General features: G+C 66.7%; 16 protein-coding genes and 1 pseudogene. 6 read left to right on the plus strand and 11 right to left on the minus strand.

The features are described 5' to 3' along the window. Position 1 precedes the first annotated feature (1 nt). The 6 genes from trbE to KCG34_RS09925 all read right to left on the minus strand — a co-directional run bounded on the left by trbE (position 2) and on the right by KCG34_RS09925 (position 6,609). Positions 2 to 2,431: a conjugal transfer protein TrbE gene (gene trbE, locus KCG34_RS09900; RefSeq protein WP_211940198.1), complete on the minus strand. Its 2,430-nt coding sequence runs from the start codon at positions 2,429 to 2,431 to the stop codon at positions 2 to 4. A 7-nt stretch (positions 2,432 to 2,438) separates the two neighbouring features. Then, positions 2,439 to 2,708 carry a VirB3 family type IV secretion system protein gene (locus KCG34_RS09905; protein WP_211940199.1) on the minus strand — a complete coding sequence of 90 codons (270 nt, stop codon included), beginning with the start codon at positions 2,706 to 2,708 and terminating at the stop codon, positions 2,439 to 2,441. Then, on the minus strand, positions 2,708 to 3,025 hold the full coding sequence (locus tag KCG34_RS09910; RefSeq protein ID WP_211940200.1) for a TrbC/VirB2 family type IV secretion system protein: 318 nt from the start codon (positions 3,023 to 3,025) through the stop codon (positions 2,708 to 2,710). Before KCG34_RS09910 ends, KCG34_RS09905 begins: the two co-directional genes overlap by 1 nt. Continuing rightward, positions 3,022 to 3,957 carry a P-type conjugative transfer ATPase TrbB gene (gene trbB, locus KCG34_RS09915; RefSeq protein WP_211940773.1) on the minus strand — a complete coding sequence of 312 codons (936 nt, stop codon included), beginning with the start codon at positions 3,955 to 3,957 and terminating at the stop codon, positions 3,022 to 3,024. The genes KCG34_RS09910 and trbB overlap by 4 nt, the downstream gene beginning before the upstream one ends. A 190-nt stretch (positions 3,958 to 4,147) precedes the next feature. Next, positions 4,148 to 4,600 carry a ribbon-helix-helix protein, CopG family gene (locus KCG34_RS09920; protein ID WP_211940201.1) on the minus strand — a complete coding sequence of 151 codons (453 nt, stop codon included), beginning with the start codon at positions 4,598 to 4,600 and terminating at the stop codon, positions 4,148 to 4,150. Between the two features lie 5 nt (positions 4,601 to 4,605). Then, the gene (locus KCG34_RS09925; protein WP_211940202.1) at positions 4,606 to 6,609 is read right to left on the minus strand and encodes a conjugal transfer protein TraG; all 2,004 of its coding nucleotides are present in this window, start codon (positions 6,607 to 6,609) and stop codon (positions 4,606 to 4,608) included. 304 nt (positions 6,610 to 6,913) lie between these two features. On the opposite strand from KCG34_RS09925, the gene KCG34_RS09930 reads away from it, so the two are divergent. Then, positions 6,914 to 7,288, plus strand: coding sequence for a response regulator (locus KCG34_RS09930; RefSeq protein WP_211940203.1), 375 nt, complete (start codon positions 6,914 to 6,916; stop codon positions 7,286 to 7,288). A gap of 33 nt (positions 7,289 to 7,321) precedes the next feature. On the opposite strand, the gene KCG34_RS09935 is transcribed toward KCG34_RS09930, so the two are convergent. Beyond that, complete coding sequence (locus KCG34_RS09935; protein WP_249138283.1) at positions 7,322 to 7,717, minus strand: type II toxin-antitoxin system RelB family anti-toxin; 396 nt, start codon at positions 7,715 to 7,717, stop codon at positions 7,322 to 7,324. Positions 7,718 to 8,071: 354 nt separating this feature from the next. On the opposite strand from KCG34_RS09935, the gene KCG34_RS09940 reads away from it, so the two are divergent. Beyond that, a complete protein-coding gene (locus KCG34_RS09940) occupies positions 8,072 to 8,317 on the plus strand; it encodes a hypothetical protein (RefSeq protein WP_211940204.1) in 246 nt (81 codons plus the stop codon). Positions 8,318 to 8,378: 61 nt separating this feature from the next. Next, positions 8,379 to 9,236, plus strand: a complete 858-nt coding sequence (locus tag KCG34_RS09945; protein WP_367576026.1) for a HEPN domain-containing protein — start codon at positions 8,379 to 8,381, stop codon at positions 9,234 to 9,236. Between the two features lie 57 nt (positions 9,237 to 9,293). On the opposite strand, the gene KCG34_RS26215 is transcribed toward KCG34_RS09945, so the two are convergent. The 3 genes and pseudogenes from KCG34_RS26215 to KCG34_RS09955 all read right to left on the minus strand — a co-directional run bounded on the left by KCG34_RS26215 (position 9,294) and on the right by KCG34_RS09955 (position 10,978). Continuing rightward, positions 9,294 to 9,698: a cold-shock protein gene (locus KCG34_RS26215; protein WP_376788218.1), complete on the minus strand. Its 405-nt coding sequence runs from the start codon at positions 9,696 to 9,698 to the stop codon at positions 9,294 to 9,296. Next, positions 9,699 to 9,839: pseudogene (locus KCG34_RS25840) on the minus strand (cold-shock protein); the annotation flags it as partial. Positions 9,840 to 10,201: 362 nt separating this feature from the next. Beyond that, positions 10,202 to 10,978 (minus strand): GNAT family N-acetyltransferase, encoded by a 777-nt coding sequence (locus KCG34_RS09955; RefSeq protein WP_211940207.1) that lies wholly within the window; start codon positions 10,976 to 10,978, stop codon positions 10,202 to 10,204. Positions 10,979 to 11,094: 116 nt separating this feature from the next. Here KCG34_RS09955 and KCG34_RS09960 point away from each other — a divergent pair, with 116 nt between their 5' ends. The 3 genes from KCG34_RS09960 to KCG34_RS09970 all read left to right on the plus strand — a co-directional run bounded on the left by KCG34_RS09960 (position 11,095) and on the right by KCG34_RS09970 (position 13,238). Then, entirely contained in the window at positions 11,095 to 12,459 is a 1,365-nt protein-coding gene (locus KCG34_RS09960; protein ID WP_211940208.1) for a hypothetical protein, read from the plus strand. 2 nt (positions 12,460 to 12,461) lie between these two features. Then, positions 12,462 to 12,890 carry a hypothetical protein gene (locus KCG34_RS09965; protein ID WP_211940209.1) on the plus strand — a complete coding sequence of 143 codons (429 nt, stop codon included), beginning with the start codon at positions 12,462 to 12,464 and terminating at the stop codon, positions 12,888 to 12,890. A gap of 135 nt (positions 12,891 to 13,025) precedes the next feature. Next, entirely contained in the window at positions 13,026 to 13,238 is a 213-nt protein-coding gene (locus KCG34_RS09970) for a hypothetical protein (RefSeq protein WP_211940210.1), read from the plus strand. A 234-nt stretch (positions 13,239 to 13,472) separates the two neighbouring features. Here KCG34_RS09970 and KCG34_RS09975 read toward each other — a convergent pair whose 3' ends face one another. Beyond that, positions 13,473 to 15,023: a DNA recombination protein RmuC gene (locus KCG34_RS09975; protein ID WP_211940211.1), complete on the minus strand. Its 1,551-nt coding sequence runs from the start codon at positions 15,021 to 15,023 to the stop codon at positions 13,473 to 13,475. Positions 15,024 to 15,049 lie beyond the last annotated feature (26 nt).

Genomic DNA, 15,049 nt, shown 5'->3' on the forward strand with positions numbered 1-15,049 from the left:
CTCAAGGTTCCGGCTGAAAGGCGGGGAGGAGGTCGGCGGCCCAGGCGAGCCCACGGGCCCGCAGCCAGCCATCGGCGAAGCCCTCGCGGCCGCAGGCGGCCAAGACCTCGGCGATGCGCGCCTGATCGGCCTTGGCGCTGACGGCGGCGAAGGCCAGGGCCACGTCGCCGAGGCCGAGCTCGAACAGGCGGTTTCCGCGGCGCGACTGGCAGTAGTAGTCGCGCTTGGGCTGGGCACGACTTACGATCTCGATCTGCCGGTCGCTGAGGCCGAAGCGGCGGTAGATCGCCGTGACCTGGGGCTCCAGTGCGCGCTCGTTGGCCAGGAAGATGCGGGTCGGACAGCTTTCGATGATGGCCGGGGCGATGGCCGAGCCGTCGATGTCGGCCAGGCTCTGGGTGGCGAAGACCACCGCGGCGTTCTTCTTGCGCAGGGTCTTCAGCCATTCGCGCAGCTGGGCGGAAAAGCCGGGATCGCCCAGGGCCAGCCAGCCCTCGTCGACGATCAAAAGGCTGGGCCGCCCGTCCAGCCGCCCCTCGATGCGGTGGAACAGATAGGCCAGCACCGCGGCCGCGGCCGGCGAGCCGATCAGCCCCTCGGTCTCGAAGGCCTGGACATCGGCCGCGCCGAGCCGCTCGGCCTCGGCGTCCAGGAGCCGCCCCCAGGGGCCCTCGACACAGTAGGAACCGAGCGCGCGCTTCAGGGTCTGGGCCTGGATCAGGGCGCAAAGGCCGGTCAGGGTGCGTTCGGCCGCAGGCGCCGAGGCCAGCGAGGTCAGGGCCGACCAGAGATGGTCCTTGACCTCCGGGGTCACCTCGATGCGCTCACGCGCAAACAGAGCCGCGACCCAGTCGGCCGCCCAGGCGCGTTCGGCCAGGTCGTCGATGCGGGCCAGGGGCTGCAGGGCGACGCTGTCCTCGGGCCCTTCGGAAATGGAGCCGCCGAGGTCATGCCAGTCCCCGCCCATGGCCAGGGCCGCGGCGCGGATCGAGCCCCCGAAGTCGAAGGCGAACACCTGGGCGCCCGCATAGCGCCGAAACTGCAGGGCCATCAGGGCCAGGAGCACCGACTTGCCGGAACCGGTCGGCCCGACCACCAGGGTGTGACCGACATCGCCCACATGCAGCGACAGGCGAAACGGCGTCGAGCCTTCGGTGCGGCCATAGAGGAGCGGCGGCCCATCCAGATGCTCGTCGCGGGCCGGCCCGGCCCAGACGGCCGAGAACGGCATCATGTGGGCGAGGTTCAGGGTCGAGATCGGGGGCTGACGGACATTGGCGTAGACCTGCCCGGGGAGGCTGCCGAACCAGGCCTCGAGCGCCCCGACCCGCTCGCGCATGACGGTGAAGTCGCGCCCCTGGATGGCCTTTTCGACCAGGCGCAGGCGCTCGTCGGCGACGCGCGGGTCTTCGTCCCACACCACCACGGTGGCGGTGACGAAGGCTGCGCCGACCAGGTCGGAGCCCAGTTCCTGCAGGGCGAGATCGGCGTCGGCGGCCTTGTTGGCGGCGTCGCTGTCGACCAGGGCCGAGGCCTCGTTGGTCATCACCTCCTTCAGGATCGCCCCGATCGACTTCCGCTTCGCGAACCACTGGCGGCGGATGCGGCCGAAGACGCCGGCGGCGGCGGTCTTGTCGAGGCAGAGCGCGCGGGTGGTCCAGCGATAGGGAAAGGCCAGGCGGTTCAGCTCATCGAGCAGCCCCGGCCAGGTGCGGCTCGGAAAGCCCATCACCGTCAGGACCCGCAGGTGCGCTTCGCCAAGGCGGGGCTCGAGCCCTCCGCTCAAGGGTTCGTCCGCCAGGACCGCGTCGAGATGCATGGGCGTTTCGGGGACGCGCACGCCCTGGCTGCGGCTCGAGACGGTCCCGTGCAGGAAGCTCAGGGTCTCGGCGTCGTCCAGCCAGCGCGCCTCGGGCATGAAGCCTTCGATCAGGGCCAGGAGCCGGTCGGTCTGGTCGATGAACCCGGCCAGGGCCTCACGGCCGCTGGTCACGCCGCCTTGGCGGTTCTCGTAGAGCCAGGCCTCGGCCCGGGCCGCCTCTTCCGCCGGCGGCAGGAACAGCAGCGTAAGGTAGTAGGCCGACTCGAAATGGGCGCCGGCCTCGGCGAACTGCGCGCGGCGCTCGGCGTCGACCAGGCCTGAGGCCGCGTCGCAGAAGGCGCTTTCGGGGTAGTCCGCCGCCGCCCGCCGCTGCGCCTCGACGAAGATCGCCCAGCCAGACCCCAGGCGGCGCAGCGCATTGTTGAGGCGCCCGGTGACCGAGACCAGTTCGGCCGGAGTCGCCGAGTCCAGATCCGGCCCGCGAAAGGCGGCGGTGCGCTGAAAGCTGCCGTCCTTGTTCAGGATCACGCCGGGCGCCACGAGCGCCGCCCAGGGCAGGAAGTCGGCCAGAATCTGGGGTTTCTTGCGATATTCGGTGAGGTTCAGCACGGGCGGATCACCTGAGATAGGCGGGATAGCGAAGGTGGCGGCGCACGGTCTCGACGAAGGCCGGATCGCGCCTTGCGGCCCAGACGGCGGCGGCATGGCCGATCGCCCAGAGCAGGGCGCCCGCCAGCCAGAGGCGAAGGCCCAGCCCTAAGGCCGCGGCCAAGGTGCCGTTCAGAATGGCCACAGCCCTGGGCGCCCCGCCCATCAGGATCGGCTCGGTCAGGGCGCGCCGCAAAGGGGCGTAGAAGCCCGGGACCGGTTCCTCAGCCCCGTCCATCAGACCAGGGCCCCGCCGCCGAAGGAGAAGAAGGAGAGGAAGAAGGAGGAGGCGGCGAAGGCGATCGAAAGGCCGAAGACGATCTGGATCAGCCGGCGAAAGCCGCCGGAGGTGTCGCCGAAGGCCAGGGTCAGGCCGGTGACGGTGATGATGATCACCGCCACGATCTTGGCCACCGGCCCCTGCACCGAATCCAGGATCGACTGCAGCGGCGCCTCCCAGGGCATGTCCGAGCCCTTGGCGAGGGCGGGCGCTGCGGTCACGGCCAAGACGGCGAAAGAGGCGCAAGCGGCCAGGCGGCGGGAACGGCGGGTCATGACAGGTCTCCTGACGGGGGCTTTGAATGAAATCGGAGCTGGTAGGCGCCGGCGGCCGAGAGGCCCTCGACCTCGGCGAGTTCAGCCAGGCGCCGAGCCTCGCCGCGGCCGGCCATCACCGCGATCAGGTCGATGGTCTCGGCGATCAGGGCGCGGGGCGGGGTCAACACGACCTCCTGGGTCAGCTGCTCCAGCCGATGCAGGGCGCCCAAGGCGCTGCCGGCGTGCAGGGTGCCGACGCCGCCGGGATGGCCGGTGCCCCAGGCCTTGATCAGGTCGAGCGCCTCCCCGCCCCTCACCTCGCCGATGGGGATGCGGTCGGGGCGAAGGCGCAGGGCCGAGCGGACCAGGTCGGTGAGGCTGGCGGCGCCGTCCCGGGTCCTGAGCGAGACGAGGTTCTCCGCCGCGCAGTTGAGCTCGCGGGTGTCCTCGATCATCACCACCCGGTCGCCCGTCCGGGCGACCTCGGCCAGGAGCGCATTGACCAGGGTGGTCTTGCCGGTGGAGGTCCCGCCGGCGACCAGGATGTTGCGGCGCTGGAGCACCGCCGCGGCCAGGCGCTTCGCCTGACCCTCGCCCATCACGCCCGCGGCGACATAGTCGTCCAAAGTGAAGACCGCGCTGGCGGGCCGGCGAATGGAAAAGCACGGCGCCGTGACCACCGGCGGCAGGAGCCCTTCGAAGCGTTCGCCGGAGCCTGGCAGTTCGGCCGACACACGCGGCCGTCCGGCGTGCGCCTCGGCCCCGACGTGGTGGGCCACCAGGCGCACGATGCGCTCGGCGTCGGCCGGTGCGATGCGCAACCCCACTTCCTCCAGCCCGCCAGCGAGCCGGTCGAGCCAGAGCCGGCCATCGGGATTGAGCATCACCTCGGTCACGCCCGGATCGTCCAGCAGCCGGGCGATCACCGGCCCCAAGGCGGTGCGCAGCATGCGCGCGCCGCGGGCCTGGCTCTCGGACCTCTGGGCGAGCGCGTTCACCGCCTGACCCCGCATCTCGTGGACCGCGCCCTTCGCGCGGGTCCTTCTCGGGGTCGATCAAGAAGCGGCCTTTTACGGCGCGATCAACAAGATCGACGGGGGCGTAGGGCTCTGGCGTAGGAAGGCGCGCACAACGGCGGGTTCAGCCTTCGCCGGCCTCACCCTCGTCGGCCTTCCCTGGAACCGCGCCCCAGGCGATGCGGTCAGCGAGGATTTCGTCGGCGATGCGCCGGCCCTGCTGGTAGCGCCGGCCGAGCCGCTCGAGGAAGCGTTCATAGCGGGCGCGCCCTTGCGCTTCCGAGGCCGCCCTCTGGCTGGCCGGAACCGGCGGATTGGCGGCGAGCCAGGCCCCGACATAGAGGGCGAAGGCTTCGACCATGATGGTCTGGTCCCGCTCCAGCCGCTCCAACTGGCGTGAGATCCGGTCGAGCCGGCGGGTGAAGGCGGCGTCGCGCCGATCGGCGCCGTCGGGCGACAGGAAGGAGGCGATCGCCGCCTCGACGATCGCCGACTTGGGCAAGCGCCGCCGGGCGGCAAGCTCGTCCAACCCCTGCGCCAGCTTGGCTTCGCAATAGAGGTTCAGGCGGACCTTCAAGGCCTTCAGAGCCCCAGGCCATCGTCGGGGTCCAGGCTCGCCTGGCGCGCCAGGCGCCGCGCCCGCCGGGCCATGACGCGCTCCCGCACGGCGGCCTCGTCATCAGCCTCCTCCGCCGCCTCGACCTGCGGCTCCTGCGCGCGCACCGGCGGGTCGACAGCCTCGTGCAGCGGTAACTCCGGCTCCCGCCGGATGCCGCCATTGGCGGGGTCCGAGGCTACGGCCGCCACCCCTGTCTCCTTCCCGGCCGCCCCGCCAACAGACGCGGCCACGGGCTCCGCCCTGCCCCAGCAGCCCAGGTCGCGCGCCGCGGCCTTGCCGGCCCCGCCCGTCCGCGCTTCGGGCGGCGGCAAGACGCGCCGCCGCAGAACCGGATCCTCATAGTACCGCGCCTTCTTCGCCCGGATCGGCGGGAGCCCTGCGACCAGCACCAGGGCGTCGGTGGGCGGCAGCTGCATCACCTCGCCGGGGGTGAGCAGCGGCCGGGCGGTCTCCTGCCGCGAGACCATCAGATGGCCGAGCCAGGGCGAGAGCCGGTTGCCGGCATAGTTCTTGGCGTCACGAATCTCGGTGGCCGTCCCCAAGGCGTCGCTGACCCGCTTGGCGGTGCGCTCGTCATTGGTCGCGAAACTGACCCGGACATGGCAATTGTCCAAAATCGCATTGGACGGCCCATAGGCTTTCTCGATCTGGTTCAGCGACTGGGCGATCAGGAAGGCTTTGAGCCCATAGCTGGCCATGAAGGCCAGCGCGCTTTCGAAGAAGTCGAGCCGGCCGAGCGCGGGAAACTCGTCGAGCAGGAACAGCAGGCGCCGCCGGCGGCGCGGATTGTCCAGTTGCTCGGTCAGCCTGCGCCCCACCTGATTGAGGATCAGCCGCACCAGGGGCTTGGTGCGGCTGATGTCCGACGGCGGGACCACCAGATAGAGCGAGACCGGCCTTGTCGCCTCGATCAGATCGGCGATGCGCCAGTCGCAGCGCGCGGTGGCCGCCGCCACCACCGGATCGCGGTAGAGGCCCAGAAACGACATGGCCGTGGAGAGCACGCCCGAGCGCTCGTTATCGGCCTTGTTCATGAGTTCACGAGCCGCCGCGGCGACCACCGGATGTGGCCGATCCCCCAGGTGCGGGGTGGTCATCATCACGCGCAGGGCTCTCTCGATCGGCCTTTCCGGATCGGACAGAAATTCCGCAACGCCGGCCAGGGTCTTGTTCGGCCCGGCATAGAGCACATGCAGGATGACGCCCACCAGAAGACTGTGCGCGGTCTTCTCCCAGTGGTTGCGCTTCTCCAGCGCCCCTTCCGGATCGACCAGGATGTCGGCGATGTTCTGCACGTCACGCACCTCCGAGGCGCCGCGCCGAACCTCCAGCAGGGGATTGTAGGCGTCGCAGGCCGGATCGGTCGGATCGAAGCGCACCACGCGCCCGAACCGGGCTCGCCAGCCGGCGGTCAGGGCGAAGTTCTCGCCCTTGATGTCGTGCACGATGGCGCCGCCCGGCCAGGTCAGGAGGGTCGGCGCCACCAGCCCCACGCCCTTGCCGCTCCTAGTCGGCGCGAAACAGAGTACGTGCTCGGGCCCGTCATGGCGGAGATAGCGCCCGGCCAGCCGCCCAAGCACGACGCCGTCCTCGCCCAGAAGGCTGGCCGAGGCGACCTCGGCCAGCCGCGCCCAGCGCGCGGAGCCATAGGTGAAGGCCTCGCGCGCCTCCCGCGCCCGCCAGACCGACATCCCGATCGCGACCGCCACGGAACCAAAGCAGGCCGCCAGAACGATGACCGCGCCCTGATAGAAGATCGGCCGGGCATAGGCGTCGAAGGCGTACCACCACCAGAAGAAGGCGGGCGGGGCATAGACCGGCCAGCGCCCGACATGAAACCAGGCGGAGCCCAGTTCAGGCTGGAAGGCCAGCTTCGCCGCCGTCCATTCGCTCGCCGCCCAGACGCCCAGCAGCACCACGCCCAAGACGACGAGCACCTGGCCCCAGAGGATCCTGGTCGGGTTCATGGCCGAAAGATCTGTGCGTTCACGCCGCCGGCAAGGCGCCCAGCGCGCCGATCGCACAGACGGCTAGGCGATCGCGCAGATGGCGCAAAGCCATCCCGCCGCCTCCAAAAGGCCGAGCCAGCGCCGCAGCTGCATTCCATCGACGGCCGTAGGCGGGTCGCCGTCCAAAAGGCGCCCAATGCCGCATCATTTGTGACATTCACTAGGGAAGGTCACATCAAGGCTGGACACGCGAAGACAAGTCCAAATACAACTGCCAGATAGGGCCTGCTGCATATTGTGGGCGACGCTCGGGGAAAACCAGATGCCATCCAGGCTGAACGGCCTTCGGCTGCTGGTGGTCGAAGACGAGGCGCTGATCGCCCTCACCCTCGAGGACATGCTGGACGGGTTCGGCTGCGTCGTGGCGGGTGTCGCCGGCACGCTTAAGCGCGCCGTCGCCTTAGCCGACGAACTTGCCATCGACGGCGCGGTCCTCGACGTGAACCTGGGCGGCGAGAGGGTCTATCCGGCGGCCGAACGCCTCAAGGCCAGGGGTGTGCCGTTCGTCTTCTGCACCGGCTATGGGCGGGCGGGCCTCGATCAGGCGTTCGCCCATGTGCCGACCCTGGACAAGCCTTACCAGGAGGAGGCGCTCAGAGGCCTGCTGCTATCCGGTCTCTTCGGCCAGGCGCCCTGACCATCGCCAAGGGATAGACGCCGGCCTGCGCGGTCAGCGCGCGAGGTGGCGCAGAAGCTGCAGCAGACGCCGGCGCAGGGCCCTATTCTCGATCCGGGGGAACAGATCCAGGATTTCGCCGCCTTCATCGCTCATCAGAAATTCCAGGGCGGGATGGTCGCCGGCCGATCCCGGCTCAGCGACCGGCGCGCCCTCGAAGAACCATTGAACGGGAACATCCAAGGCCCTGGCGACCTCGAACAGCATCGATGCGCTAAGGCGGTTGGCGCCGCGCTCGTATTTCTGAATCTGCTGGAACGAGACCCCGATTTCCTGGGCGAGCTGGTCCTGGGTCATCCCCAGTTCCTTGCGCCGCAGGCGCACCCGCAGGCCGACAAGCACGTCGATCGGATGCGGCCCCTGACCGCCATGTATCCCGCTGCGTTTCACCCGCCTACTCTCGATCGTCAGGCTTCAAAACCACAGATGCGAGCCTGAATCAGTCGCAAATAGCAGTCGGGCCAAGCTTGTTGGGATGCGACACCGCGCCCGACCGCCCAGCAGCCGGCTCATTGTGGGTAAGGCCAACCGGAAACCTCGCAAAGCTCCGACATCCGTTCCGACCGCGACTCTGGTATGGCCAGTCCGCCGCTCCGTCCTGGACGCCTCGGCCTGGGCGATCACGGTCAGCATCTGCCTGGGAAAGCCGCTCGCCCCGGCTGTGGGCATGGCGCCGATCGGTTCTGGACAGGCCTGAGTGAACGGTGTGAAGTCGTTCCATGTTTGTTCCCGACGGAGCGCGGAATGCTGACCCAAAAGATCGACGGCGCCCTGGACGCCATCCTGGCCGGCATGATGCGCGTGCCGGCGTTGCGGGACGCCGACCGCCCCGGCACGCCAGAGCGGGCCGCCCTGGACGATCTCCTGGCCTCGCTGCAGCGGGCCGACGTGGTGCTGTTCCATCGCAGGCCCGATGCGCCCTCGCCTGCCGCCCTCGGCGCCGGCGAAGCGCCTGGCCGCTTGCAACCCTGGCTCGAACGCCGGACATAGGGAGGCGATGAAGACTGAGCTCGACCATCTGCCGGAAGCCAAGCGCCGCGAGCTTCAGCGCGTGGTCGAGATCCTGTTCGCCGAATTCCAGGACGCCATCGCGCTCGGCGCCCAGGCGCACAAGAAGCAGGGCCGGATCCTCAAGGTGATCCTCTACGGCTCCTATGCCCGGGGCGATTGGGTCGACGATCCCGTCGGCGGCTACAAATCCGACTATGACCTTCTGGTCGTGGTCAACCACGACCGGCTCACCGACATGGTGGAATACTGGGCCAAGGCCGAGGACCATCTCATGCGCGAGATGACCATCGACCGTCGCCTGACCGCGCCGGTCAGCCTGATCGTCCACACCGTGGCCGACGTGAACGCCCAGCTAAAGCGCGGCCGCCCGTTCTTTGTCGACATCGTGCGCGACGGGATCGCGCTCTACGAAGCGCCGGGACATGAGTTCGTGCGTCCCGAGCCCCTGTCGCCGGCCGAGGCGTTCAAGGAGGCGCAGGGGTATTTCGACGAGTGGTTTCCAAGCGCCAGTGGTTTTCAACGGAACGCTGGATACGCCCTCAGAGACGGCGATCAAAAGTTGGCCGCCTTCCTCCTCCACCAGACCGCTGAGCGCCTCTGGCACTGTGTTTTGCTCACGTTGACGCTATACAGTCCCAAGAGCCACAAGCTGAACTTCCTGCGTTCACAAGCCGAGCAGTTGGACGCTCGGCTTGTCGCGGCCTGGCCCCGAAGGGCTAAATTCGAACAGAGATGCTTCGAACTGCTGCGCCGCGCCTACGTCGACGCGCGCTACTCTCCGCACTACAACATCACCACCGAGGAGCTAGCTTGGCTCGGCGAACGGATCACGGCGCTCCAGGCGCTCGTGAAACAGGTCTGCGAAGATCGGTTGGACGTCCTGAGAGCAAACGTTTAAGCGGCGCTATCGGGCGAGCCGCCAGAGCTGAAGCGAGCGATTGCCGGCAATGAAAGCCTAGCGGAGCCGAAGATTTGTGGCGGCCGCCTTTCCGGTTCGACGATCCTGCTCGACGTCATAGGCTATGGCCTGACCCTCCTCGAGGCGGCTCAGGCCGGCGCGCTCGACCGCCGAGATATGCACAAAGACGTCGCCGCCCCCGTCGTCAGGTTGGATGAAGCCGAATCCCTTCGTGGCGTTGAACCACTTGACGACGCCAGATCCGTCAGCGGCCGGACCGCGATCCGATCCACCGCCTGCGGAGCGTGAAAAGGACGAGCCGCGATCACGCCGGTCAAAGCCGCGGTCACCAAATCCGGAACGTCCCGATGGCGTCCGTGAAACCGGCGCAGAACCGGTGACCTGCAGGTCCACGGCGTTGAGCTTACCGGTTCGGCGATCTTGCTCGAGTTCGAACTCCACCTGGTCGCCTTCGCCCAGGCGGCTGAGGCCCGAGCGTTCGACAGCGGAGACATGGACGAAGACATCGCTCCCGCCATTGTCCGGCGTGATGAAGCCAAATCCCTTGGCTTCATTGAAAAACTTGACTGTGCCACTCGGCATTTCGAACGCCCAAATTGTTGCCCACCGCTATTTTAGGCGGAGCTCAAAACGGCTGGCTAGGGCCAAAATCTCGCGCCCTTGCGGCCCGGTCTTTCGGCTGATTTGTCCCATAAGGCGTCATCCGAGCGACCGTCAGACGCACACGCGCCAGGTGCGACAACCGGACATAATGTCGGCAAAGCTCGATTCGATGGGCCGAATCCCGAAAGCGGCCCTCCCCCGCGCCCCCGACCTCACGCCGACCGGGTGCGACAAGCGGACAATGACACGGGGCCGGAGAGCCGACGTTGGAAGTGTCGATCAGCGATAGCTGCGCAAGAACCCTGTTCGGCTGGCGGCATCGCCATTTCGAGATGGCACCGCTAACCTGGTAGAACACGGTCGATGTAGTGGTTGCCGGCGGGGTCTCGTTTTGTCCCATGCGCCTGCCCGTACTTGGATCGGCCGAAGTAGATCTCTTCGCCGTCGACAACGATGCGGATGTGGTTGTCCGTGTTCTCGCGCAGCAGTGGCGAGTAGCCGTGCACCCGCTCCGGGAGTTGGATGGAGCCGTCGGGCAGACGCTCTCCCTCACCTTCGAAGGTGCTGAAAGGCTCGCCTCCGAGGTGAACCGTCTGCTCGTCATGGAACATGATCTGCACCGGCACCTTTGGTCCGGCGCCGAGGGGTAAGTCGCGCGGGATGACCTTGAAGGCGTACAGACCGTTCCGGAAATGGATATCGTCGTCTAGCAGCGCAAAACCCTGCCGCAGCCAGAAAGGCTCGGCGGTATGGGGCGCGATCTGGATCTCGAGGATGCAGAACCCCTCTTCGGAGACACGACGGAGCATGTGATCTGAGAGCATAACTCCGAGGCTGCGCCCCCGATGATCGGGGTGGATTTCGACGATATCCGTGCCCCAGAGGAAGCCGACGGTCGCGCCCTCCTTCACCAGAACATCCAGCGGCACGCCGTCTTCGCGCCAGGTCTTCTTGACGGTGTTCCAGTTGCACCGAAAACCGCGCGTGGGCTTCGGGCTATCGAACGGCGCTTCGGCCCAGGCTGCTTCGGCGACCTCATAGACAGCGTCTTCCGCATCGAGCCAGACCTCGATCTCGGCGATGAGATCTTCTGTGGCGGGAACGATCGCATAGGTCATGGCGAAACGAGACCTGTCTGTGACGGCGTTGACGAAACACCGGACTGCAAAAATCGTCTCGGCCTGATGCGGCCAATGGACCAGCCCCCATATAGACACGGCCTTGGGCGCTGGGGATGAACGTGAAGACCCTCTACGAAGAGATACTGCCGCACCTTCAGGACATCTACGCCGAAGGGGGTAACATGAGCGCGCAATGGGTCCACCGCGTCGTCCCGGATGCGCTCGATGCGGCAGCGGCGTCGAACTCGAACGCCGCGAGCCTAGTCTCCAAGATCCGACAGAAGCTTGGCAACTACAAGGGCAAGCGCGACCATGCCGGGTTCAACGCCCTGTTCGAGGCCTACAGCGAGGCGCTGATCTTCCTGGCCGCGCGTGAACGCGGAGTGGAGCTGCGCGCCGTGCCGGAGGGCGGCAATCGCGGCAAGACCCCTGACTTCGAAACGATCGCCGCGCCGACGATCGGGCTGGAGATCAAAACGCTGAACCCGGTCGATCCGATCGCGGCCGTGGACGACGTCATGAACCGGGGTTTCGAAGCCGGTTATGAAGCGGAACTGCAAGCAAGGGCCAATGGGGTAGGGTTCGCGTACACGGAGTGGGCCCCGCATGGCGAGGGCGCGGAACACAGCGACGCCGTGGTCCAGACCATGGCTAAGATCAGCAGCAACGTGAAGTACGGCCAGTACAGCGGAAAGCCGACCTTCTTGGTTGTGTCCCTCGCGCGACTGGGACTCCACGGCGGGCCGGTGGAGCTGCGGCGATGGGTCGATGAGGACGGGATGCGGAACGGCCACCTCTATACTGTCGCAGCACATTCGTTCGGCGAACACTTCTTCGCCCACACCCGGGACTCCTTTGACGGTCCCATTGACCTCGGGGCTCTGCCCCGCGTCGGCATTCTGCGCGATCATCCCTTCATCGCCGGCGTCATCTTCGTGAACCAGGTCGGCAGCGAAAACGGCGCGTCAGACTATTTCAACTACGCGGTTCGATTTCACGGCGTCTGGAACAGCGACTGGGAGCGGGACGCGACATTCTCCCCTGAAGATAAGCAGGCGGCGAAGCGGCTGTTCGAAACCCTGTGCGACGAGACCAATGATCTGGACGACACCCGATCTGACGCGATTGTCGACGACCGGGTCCTTTTCAGCGCCTTTCAGAACCACCTGGGCGCTCTGGGGAACTGGGCCGGCAAACCCCCGTCCGGCCCGGCGTTCCAGCGCTTCATGGTCGAGGCGGACCGGCTCCACTTCGCGTGGCGGGGCGCTCTGAAGAAGGTCGATGTCGCCGCGAACTACGCCCCGCGAGATCCGGCGGACATCGTCACGGGTAGGCTTGCCAGCGGATGGCCGGCCCTGACCTGGTCCGGGCGGCGTCATCACCCCAAGGTGGAGGTTCCATGCCTGACCAAGGCCGGTCCGTTGTGGGGCTTGTACGAAGGCGCCGGTCGCGTGATCCGGGCCCAGATCGTTCTCTAGCCGTGACAATCGAGCTTTATCGCCGCTATCGCAGGGCGTTGAAGACCACGCCCTTCAACGGCCGCTTCATGCCGTACAACTGGTCGCCCCTGCCGAACTCCATGACCGGCGAGCTCCTGCCCTATTCGCAGATGCTGGACGATTTTGCACGCGAGCTCGCCAACTCCATCAACGACCTGACCCATCACGAGAACCGCCTTCGCGCATGGGCGTCGGCGCTTGAGGGGCTTACCGCCCAGCAAATCATGGCGGCCCAACATGAGATCGTCGGCGACATTGCGACCGTCAGTCTGGGCCTGCCCTATGTGATCCGCTCCCGGTTCCTGTTCGCCGCATCCCATCTGTCGCATCAGGCCAATCGCGCGCGGCTGCCTGACTGGGTCGATGACCTCCCGGAAGACGACGAAATCTATCTCGAGACTGCCGACTAGGTTGGTCGCGGATGGCGTCGGTACGGTCGCTTCAAGGCCCGGCTGCAGACAATCGGCGGGCAGGACTATCGCGATGCGACGGGCAATTTCCGCAACCTGTATCAGCATCGCTTTTCGCCCCGCGTGAGCCAGGGAGTGACCCAGATGGTCACGCGGCACGTCGAACCCGACGGCTCTGTCTGCTACGGGATCGGCGGACGGTCCCCTCTGACCCTCACCGGCATCTGCGACGCCCTGCTGACCCAACGCGACCGCAGCTATGCGGCGTTTGAAGGGTTTCAGGCGCTTGTGGGGGAGCAGACGAAGTGGATGATGGAGGTCTGGCCCCAACCGCCAGCGAGGGCTTAGCCCGCGGCCGGCTCAATCGTCGGCAAATGATTCTGAGGCTGGCGATGCCGAATAGCGCCATAGCTGTATTCTCGACCAATCACTGCTGAGCCAAAGGGCCTCCGCGAAAGCGGTCATCCGAGCGAACCGGAAAGATATGACATACTGGAGTTTGGTTTGCTCCAAGAACCGGAATTTCGGATAACGCCCGAGATAACCAGACCGGTCGCCTATCTGGCGGTCACGGTATGCCTATCAGGCTTCGGCTTCATCGAGACCTTCGTCGTCTGCCTCGAATGCTGCCGAAGCGCTAAGACCAAGGACATCGTCAACGCTGGTGGCGGCTTCCAGTGTTTCTACATCGCGGAGTTTGCGCTCGACGGCGCGTGTCCGTCGCCCTGCCTCATCCACGGTCTTCTTGGCGCTGTCCAGCTGCCGTCCAATCTTGTCCCAGACTTCGCCATACTTGCGGAATTCCGTCTTCGCCGCGCTCAGCACCTGCCAGACTTCACTAGAGCGCTTCTCGATGGCGAGCGTACGGAAGCCCATCTGCAGGCTACTCAGCAGTGCGGCCAGCGTGGTTGGCCCGGTCATCATCACCCGGTGCTTGGTCTGAATGTCCGAGCAGAGTCCAGGGCGACGGATCACCTCGGCGAACAGCCCCTCGGTCGGAAGGTACATGATCGCGAAATCCGTCGAGTGGGGTGGACAGACGTACTTTTCGCTGATTCGTTTCGCCTCGGCGCGGATCGCCCGCTCCAAGGCAGCCGCCGCCTTCTCGACCTCCTCCGCCCCGCCGGCCTCTTGAGCGGTCAGCAAGCGATCATAGTCCTCTTGCGGAAACTTGGCGTCGATCGGCAGGAAGACAGGCGGCCCCTCTCCCTTGCCGGGAAGCCGCACCGCGAACTCGACCATCTCCCCAGAGTCGGGCTTGATGCGGACGTTCTGCGCATACTGGTCAGTCAGCAGCATGTCCTCCAAGAGGATACCAAGCTGAACCTCGCCCCAGCCACCGCGGGACTTCACGTTGGTGAGCACCCGCTTGAGGTCTCCCACGCCGGTCGCCAGCAACTGCATCTCGCCCAGACCCTTGTGCACCTGCTCCAGGCGCTCGCTGACGAGCTTGAAGGATTCCCCCAGGCGCTGCTCCAGGGTCCCCTGAAGCTTCTCCTCGACGGTCGCGCGCATCGCCTCCAGCTTGGTCTCGTTGTCCTTGCGCACCGCTTCGAGGCTCTGGGTCAAGGCCTCGCGGATCGCGTCATGGCGCTTCTCGTTGGACTCGGTCATCGCCTTAATCTGGGCGGTGACCGCCTCAAGCGCCTCCTTGAGCGCCTGGCGGCTTTCCCCCTGCGCCTTCTCCAGGCGTTCGGCCAGCGCGGTCATGGCGGCATTTGTCTCGCCTAGGCGCTTAGTCTGGGTTTCAGCGAAGGCGTCGGTCCTCTCCTTCAAAGCATTTTCCTGCGCCGTCCGCCCCTCCACGGCTTCGCGACGTAGGGCCGCCATCTGCTCGGCCTGGCTGTTCGCAAACCCCGTCAGTCGCTCCTCGATCAGCCGCTGCGCCTCGCTCTGGGCTTGGCTGAAGGCGGCCAAGCGCCCTTCAAGCGCTTGATTGTGGCCGGCCAGGATTTCGCGCAACTCGTCGCGGCCCGCCTTGCTCTCGGCCCGCAACGCGGGCTCCAGCGCCTTCAGCGCACTCTCCATTTGGGCGAGCCTTGAGGCGATGCTCCGCTGCTGAAGGAACGTTGCGCCCGCCGCAAGGAGGATGGTGGCGCATATCGCCAAGACAACGAATATCAGGACCAGCACGAAGAAACCTCCAAGCTCTAGTTATA

Origin of the sequence: Phenylobacterium montanum (assembly GCF_018135625.1) — a bacterium.
GTDB lineage: Bacteria > Pseudomonadota > Alphaproteobacteria > Caulobacterales > Caulobacteraceae > Poindextera > Poindextera montana.